The organism is Okeania sp. SIO2C2, from assembly GCF_010692625.1.
In the GTDB taxonomy this organism is placed as follows: Bacteria; Cyanobacteriota; Cyanobacteriia; order Cyanobacteriales; family Microcoleaceae; genus Okeania; species Okeania hirsuta.
Genome location: NZ_JAAHGM010000062.1, coordinates 36,276 through 39,726, shown reverse-complemented (window position 1 = coordinate 39,726; position 3,451 = coordinate 36,276). Strand labels below are relative to the sequence as shown.

Genomic DNA, 3,451 nt, shown 5'->3' with positions numbered 1-3,451 from the left:
CCGTAGCTTGGTAGGTATTTATACTATGCAAATCATCTCAATAGACCTCTTGCAAAAGTGTTAATTAGGGTTTGCTTATGGAAGTCTTTTAGTCAGGGGAGGAGTCAACCCACCCCTAACCCCTCCGGTGGAGGGGAAGTCAGGAGTCAGGAGTCAGGAGTCAGGATAAATGGGAATTATAGAGGAGATAGTAGGAAGAATCGTTCCTTGATTTTTCTGTCCAACTCTTGACCAAAATCCTAAATTTTTGAACCATTACCACCTAAAACCTCGCACTTTTTGATACTTAAAAAGGCTAAAAACTTTATATTTAAAGACTTTTAGACTTAATCAGCAAGTGTTAATTAAATCAATTCAAGACTATGAAATAAACAATTTCATTTCTCTATTCCCTATTCCCTATTCCCTGACTTCTGCAAGAAGTCTAATTACTTTTTCGTTGATCAAATTCCGAGTAAAAAATTTACGCATAAATACTTGCTTGATTGATTACTCAATCACGGCAGCTATGATTTTCTCCTAAATTCTGTCTCCTGACTCCTGACTCCTGACTCCTTCTTCTCAGACAATGAAACTTAGAATAAAGCATTTTTTTCACAGATACTCCACCTAGTAAATGTCTTTCCACCACTGCCGAAACCTCATCAATATGAACATGACTATACCAAACTTCCTCCGGCAAAACTAAAACCATCGGACCATTGCCACATTGCCCTAAACATCCACTTTTTTCTACTTGAATATTAGGAACTTCAGACGACTCAAAAGCAGCTAATACTTTTGCCGAACCTTGTTTCCGACAAGTACGATTTTGACAGACTAATAAACGTCTATCAACTTGACTATTTTCCACCATAATTTCTCCCGGTTATACTTCATCCGGCAATAAATTTTTAGCAGCTAACCATTCACTATTAAATAATTTTGATTGATAACGAGCGCCACTATCACATAATACAGTCACAATAGTATGACCAGGACCCATTTCTTTTGCTAAAGCTATTGCTGCACCAACATTAATTCCCACAGAACCTCCCATAAATAAACCATCTTTTTTTAACAGTTGATAAACTACTCTAACCGCCTCTTTATCATCCACTCGAATTGCATCATCAATAGGAACATTTTCCATATTTTTCGTAATCCGACTATTACCAATACCCTCAGTAATAGAATTACCCTCTGTAGAAATTTCCCCAGTTTTCACATAACTATAAATCCCACTTCCCATCGGGTCAGCTACAACAGTTTTTACTTGGGGATTTTTTTCTTTTAAAAATAATGAAACTCCAGCAAAAGTTCCACCCGTTCCAGTAGCAGCTACCCAAGCATCTACTTTTCCATCTGTTTGTTCCCAAATTTCCGGTCCAGTTGTTTCATAATGAGCGATTCTATTTGCTAAATTATCAAACTGATTTGCCCAGATAGCATTTTCCATTTCCGAAGCTAATCTACCTGACATTTTTACATAATTATTCGGGTCTTTATAGGGAACCGCAGGAACGGGGCGAACCTCTGCACCTAAAGTTCTCAAAGCATCCATTTTTTCAATAGATTGAGTTTCCGGAATAATAATCAAACATTTATAACCTTTAGCATTACAAATATGTGCCAAACCAATTCCTGTATTACCAGCAGTTCCTTCCACAACTGTTCCACCAGGTTTCAATAAACCTTTTTCTTCTGCATCTTTAATAATATAAAGAGCAGCTCGGTCTTTCACCGAACCCCCTGGATTCAAAAATTCTGCTTTGCCTAAAATTTCACATCCAGTTTCTTCACTGAAGCTATTTAATCTAATTAATGGAGTATTGCCAACTGTACCGATAAAACCTTGTTTAATATCCATTTTTTGACCAATATTTTATTTACAAAATATTATTTTACCAAACTTTGCTCATCTTTAAAACAAATCCTGGCAATACTGAGTCCCCACTTACAGTATCAGGATTTTCTAAACATTCTGTAAGCATTCCTGGGCGATAAATATAAACTTTTCTCTCTTTTCTATCAATTAACCAACCTAATTTTACTCCCGGTTCTTCCATATATTCTGTCATTTTTGCTTGGAGAGTTTTCAGATTATCTGAAGGTGACATTAGTTCCAATACAAAATCCGGGCAAATTGGAGCAAATTTTTCTTTTTCTTCTTGGGATCAACTATTCCATCTTTCTAATTTTATCCAGGAAACATCAGGAGATTTTTTTGCCCCTGTAGAAAGAGTAAATCCCGTACTGGAATCAAAAGCAATACCCGTACCTTCTTTTTCTGCCCAAAAATATAATTTTGCTGCTATACCAAGGTTACGATTTCCTGTTTCAGCAACCCGTAGGAGACATAATTAATAATTCTCCAAATTTATTAGTTTCTATCTGTAAATCTCGGTTAATTTGACAGAATTCAAAAAACTGTTCATCTGCCATTTTTAAACTTGGAGGCATTTGTAAAATCATTGTTTCTTCGAGCATAATTTTCCCTCCTATTTACCAAACTTTCTGCATATTTAAAACAAATCCTGGCAATACTGGTTCCCCACTTACACTATGAGGATTTTCTAAACATTCGGTAGTCATTCCTGGGCGATAAATATAAACTTTCTTTTGCTTTCTATCAATTAACCAACCCAGTTTTACCCCTGGTTCTTCCATATATTCTGTCATTTTTGCTTGGAGAGTTTTTAAGCTATCTAAAGGTGACATTAATTTCACCACAAAATCCGGGCAAATTGGAGCAAACTTTTCTTTTTGTTCTTGGGATAAACTATTCCATCTTTCTAATTTTATCCAGGAAGCATCTGGAGATTTTTTTGCCCCTGTAGAAAGAGTAAATCCTGTACTAGAACTAAAAGCAATACCCGTACCTTCTTTTTCTGCCCAAAAATATAATTTTGCTGCTATACCAAGGTTACGATTTCCTGTTTCAGCAACCCGTAGGAGACATAATTAATAATTCTCCAAATTTATTAGTTTCTATCTGTAAATCTCGGTTAATTTGACAGAATTCAAAAAACTGTTCATCTGCCATTTTTAAACTTGGAGGCATTTGTAAAATCATTGTTTCTTCGAGCATAATTTTCCCTCCTATTTACCAAACTTTCTGCATATTTAAAACAAATCCTGGCAATACTGGTTCCCCACTTACACTATGAGGATTTTCTAAACATTCGGTAGTCATTCCTGGGCGATAAATATAAACTTTCTTTTGCTTTCTATCAATTAACCAACCCAGTTTTACCCCTGGTTCTTCCATATATTCTGTCATTTTTGCTTGGAGAGTTTTTAAGCTATCTAAAGGTGACATTAATTTCACCACAAAATCCGGGCAAATTGGAGCAAACTTTTCTTTTTGTTCTTGGGATAAACTATTCCATCTTTCTAATTTTATCCAGGAAGCATCTGGAGATTTTTTTGCCCCTGTAGAAAGAGTAAATCCTGTACTAGAACTAAAAGC

Annotated in this window: 4 protein-coding genes and 2 pseudogenes; 1 reads left to right on the top strand and 5 read right to left on the bottom strand. The window is 35.6% G+C overall.

Annotated elements, in window-relative coordinates; all coding sequences use genetic code 11:
- Window positions 1-57: 57 nt before the first annotated feature.
- Window positions 58-231, top strand: a complete 174-nt coding sequence (locus F6K18_RS29825; RefSeq protein WP_287526289.1) for a hypothetical protein — start codon at window positions 58-60, stop codon at window positions 229-231.
- Window positions 232-493: 262 nt separating this feature from the next.
- Here the strand turns inward: F6K18_RS29825 and F6K18_RS29820 are convergent, their stop codons facing one another.
- From F6K18_RS29820 to F6K18_RS29800, 5 genes and pseudogenes are all read right to left on the bottom strand, one after another.
- The gene (locus F6K18_RS29820) at window positions 494-856 is read right to left on the bottom strand and encodes a ferredoxin (RefSeq protein ID WP_124145847.1); all 363 of its coding nucleotides are present in this window, start codon (window positions 854-856) and stop codon (window positions 494-496) included.
- Between the two features lie 12 nt (window positions 857-868).
- The gene (locus tag F6K18_RS29815) at window positions 869-1,849 is read right to left on the bottom strand and encodes a cysteine synthase A (RefSeq protein ID WP_287526288.1); all 981 of its coding nucleotides are present in this window, start codon (window positions 1,847-1,849) and stop codon (window positions 869-871) included.
- 34 nt (window positions 1,850-1,883) lie between these two features.
- Window positions 1,884-2,469, bottom strand: a pseudogene (locus F6K18_RS29810) (Uma2 family endonuclease).
- A 15-nt stretch (window positions 2,470-2,484) separates the two neighbouring features.
- A pseudogene (locus F6K18_RS29805) lies at window positions 2,485-3,070 on the bottom strand (Uma2 family endonuclease).
- Window positions 3,071-3,085: 15 nt separating this feature from the next.
- Window positions 3,086-3,451: Uma2 family endonuclease (locus F6K18_RS29800; protein ID WP_287526285.1), on the bottom strand; the 366-nt coding region annotated here is incomplete at its 5' end.